We start from the raw sequence: 3,364 nt of genomic DNA, 5'->3' as shown, positions 1-3,364 counted from the left end.
CCGTCGGGCGGGCCGCCGCCCGGTGGCGCACCCCCGCCTCGGCGCACACGCACCCCAGCGCCGGAACGGCCAGCACCAGAGCGAGCGCCGCCGACGCCGCGCGATCGAATCCGCCGGTGAACTGCGCGTAGACGCCCGTCGTGAGCGTGTCGACGCGCAGCAGCGCCGGGGCGCCGAAGTCCGACAGGGCGTAGAGCGCCACCAGCAGGGCGCCCGCCAGAGCCGCGGGGAGCACCTGCGGCAGCGTAGCCGTGGCGAAGGCGGCGAACGGCCCGCGACCGAGGGAGCGCGCGGCATCCTCCACCGAGACGTCCGCGCGGACGAAGGCCGCGAGAGCCGGCACGGTCACGTACGGCGTCGTCGCCAGCACCAGCACGCCGATCAGGGGCATCGGTCCCGAGAGCCCCGGGAACACCCCCATCCAGCCGAACGCCGCGACGAAGCTCGGCACTGCGAGCGGTAGGCACGCGAGCACCCGCCACGCCGTACGCCCCGGAAGGGCGACGCGCGCGAGCACGAACGCCGTGGCGAGGCCCAGGACGAACGCCCCGGCCGCGGTCGCGGCCGTGACCCCGACGCTGGCGGCCAGCAACTCGACCGTGCGAGGGCGCACGACCACCGCGGCGACGGCGTCGGGATCCCCGGATGCCACCCGCCCGACCAACTGCAACAACGGCGCGATCACGGCAGCGGCCACCAGCGCGGCGGCGAGCACGAGCACCGGGGTGCCCGCGCGTGCGACGCGGACACCCCGGTGCCGGGGGCGGACGGACAGGGTCAGAGCAGACCCGTCTCGGTCAGCAGCCCGACGGTCCGATCGACCGACGACAACGACGACAGGTCGATGTCGGGGCCGCCCAGCTGGTCGAGGGCGGGCACACCCGCGGGCGCGTCGACGCCCGCCGCCAGCGGGTACTCGAAGGTCTCCTCGGCGAAGTACGTCTGCGCCTGCTCGCCGACGAGGAACGCGACGAACTCGCGCGCCGCGGTCGACTCGGCGGCCGTCGACAGGATGCCGGCGCCCGTGACGTTGACCAGCGCCGAGACCGTCCCGGGGTCGCCGAACTTCAGCTGCGCCCGCAGGGTCGTGGGGTCCTGCTCGGAGCGGGCCCAGTAGTAGTGGTTGATCAGTCCGAGCGGGACGGCGCCGCTGTTCACGGCTTCCAGCACCTCGCCGTTCTTGCTGTAGACCTGCGCGTCGTTCGCGACCATGTCGGTCAGCCACTGCCGGGCGCGGTCCTCACCCTCTTGCACGCGCAGAGCGGTGACGAACGCCTGGAAGGACGCGTTCGAGGGCACGATGGCGACCTTGCCCCGCCACTGCGGCTGGGTGAGCTCGAACACGTTCCCCGGGATGTCGTCGGCGGTGTAGCTCTGGCTGTCATAAGCGATCACGCGCGCACGGCCGGTCAGGCCGACCCAGTTGCCGTCCGACGAGGTGTAGGCGGGCGGCACGACCGAGGTGATGTCGTCGGGGAGGGATGCCAGCATCCCGGCGCCGTCGACCGCCCCGAGCGAACCGGAGTCCTGCGACAAGAAGACCTGGGCCGGGCTGCGTTCGCCCTCTTCGAGCAGCTGGGCGGCGAGCTCGGTGGAGCCGGCGTAGCGCACGTCGACGTCGATCCCCGACTGCTGCTCGAACTGCTCGATCAGGGGGGCGATGAGCGCCTCGTCGCGGCCCGAGTACACGATGAGCGACGTGTCGTCCTGGGCCTCGGAAGGCGCGGCCGAGGGCGCGGCGCCGGCGCACGAGGTGAGGGCCAGAGCACTGGCGACCGTGAGGGCGAGGACGCCGAGCGCGGGGTGGATGCGGGGCATGGGGGTACTCCTGATTCGACGGTGCGGGTATCGTCGCGACGTACTGAGGTTAGCCTTACCTGTTTCGCCCTCACCCCCCTAAAATGAGGGGGTCATGGCATCTCTCCCGCGTCCCGTCGAGCCCCTGCGGGTGCTCCTCGTCGACGACCATCGCGTCTTCACCGACCTCTTCGCGCTCGCCCTCGACGCGGCCGACGATCTGGTGTGCGCTGCGACCGCGGCGACCCTCGACGAAGCCCGACGCAAGCTCGAGGCCTACGACGTCGACGTCGTCGTCATCGACGTGCACCTCGGCGACGACGACGGCCTGGCGGCCCTGCCCGCCCTCGCGGCCCTCCGTCCGCGGGCGCGCTTCGTCGTCCTCACCGGGCACCCCACCGCCGCGGGCGCCGCACGGGCCCGGGCCGCCGGCGCCAGCGCCTACCTCGCCAAGGACGCGCGTCTGGACGCGCTGACGGCGGCGATCCGCTCGGCGACCCCCCAGCGTCCGGTCATCGCCGGCGGTCTGCCCCTCAGCGTCTTCGACGCGCTCTCGCCGCGCGAACGCCAGGTGCTCGCGCTGTTGTGCGCCGGCCGGCGCCCCACGGCGATCGCCGCCGACCTCGGTCTGTCGGCGCACACCGTGCGCGATCACCTCAAGGCGCTGCGCCTCGCGCTCGGCGCGCGATCGCAGGTCGAGGTCGTCTCGCTCGCCCTCGCCCGAGGGCTCGTCTCGGCGGGCCGGCCATGACCAACGGGACCGCTCGCCTCATCCGGCGGCACGTTCTGGTCGCCGCCGCCGTGACGGTGGGCCTGCTGTGCGCCCTGACCGCGGTCGAATGGCGCCTCGCCGGCGCCGAAGCCGACCGCGTCACCCGCGAGGCCGCTACCCGCGTCGCCGAGCGCGTCACCGCCGTCCTCGGCGCAGCGGATCTCGCCGATGCCCCGGATGCCGACGCCCTCGACGCGCGCCTCGAGGGGTTCTTCGCGGCGGGCGTCGTCGCGCGCGTCAAGGTGTGGCGCATCGACGGCGACGTCGCACGGGTCGTCTACTCGGACGAGCGGCGCCTCGTCGGCCAGGAGCGGCCGTTCTCCCCCGAGCTGGCCGCGGCCCTCGAGCGCGACGGCGTCGTCGTCCGCGAGGTGCCGGATGACGTCGAGCACCGCTTCGAGACCGCGGGGTCGCCCGAACTGCGCGAGGCGTTCCTGGCATCCACCGACGCGACCGGCGCGCCGCTGCGAGTGGAGGTCTACGTCCCGGTGTTCCGCGACGCGTGGGTGGCCTCGACCCTCACCGTCTACCTGCCCGTGCTGCTCGGCGGCATCGCGCTGCTCGTGGCCGTCCTCGCGCCCCCGTCGGTGCGCCTCACCCGACGCATCGTCGCCACCGAGCGCGAGCGGCGGCGCGCCCTCGACGACGCACGCCACGCCCGCGAGAGCGAACGGCTCCGCCTGGCCCGGCGGCTACACGACGACGTGCTGCAGGACCTGGGCGGAGCCGCCCTCGCACTCGAGGCCCTCGCCCGGCGCGACCACCCCGACCGGGAGCGCCTGCGCACGATCGCCG

At 74.2% G+C, this 3,364-nt stretch carries 3 protein-coding genes and 1 pseudogene; 2 read left to right on the top strand and 2 right to left on the bottom strand.

Going from position 1 to position 3,364, the window contains the following annotated elements:
* A partial coding sequence (locus DBR36_RS17830; protein WP_181373602.1) for an iron ABC transporter permease occupies positions 1-721 on the bottom strand: 721 nt, incomplete at its 3' end.
* Between the two features lie 56 nt (positions 722-777).
* Positions 778-1,818: an iron ABC transporter substrate-binding protein gene (locus tag DBR36_RS13375; protein ID WP_108320161.1), complete on the bottom strand. Its 1,041-nt coding sequence runs from the start codon at positions 1,816-1,818 to the stop codon at positions 778-780.
* A 94-nt stretch (positions 1,819-1,912) separates the two neighbouring features.
* Between DBR36_RS13375 and DBR36_RS13370 the strand changes: the two genes are divergently transcribed.
* Both DBR36_RS13370 and DBR36_RS13365 read left to right on the top strand, forming a co-directional pair.
* Positions 1,913-2,548, top strand: a complete 636-nt coding sequence (locus tag DBR36_RS13370; RefSeq protein WP_108320159.1) for a response regulator — start codon at positions 1,913-1,915, stop codon at positions 2,546-2,548.
* Positions 2,545-3,364, top strand: a pseudogene (locus DBR36_RS13365) (hypothetical protein); the annotation flags it as partial. The gene DBR36_RS13370 and the pseudogene DBR36_RS13365, both read left to right, overlap by 4 nt.

Source organism: Microbacterium sp. HMWF026, from assembly GCF_003061325.1.
Lineage (GTDB): Bacteria > Actinomycetota > Actinomycetes > Actinomycetales > Microbacteriaceae > Microbacterium > Microbacterium testaceum_E.
The sequence above is the reverse complement of the archived record's forward strand: the minus strand, read 5'-3'. Positions and strand labels throughout refer to the sequence as shown.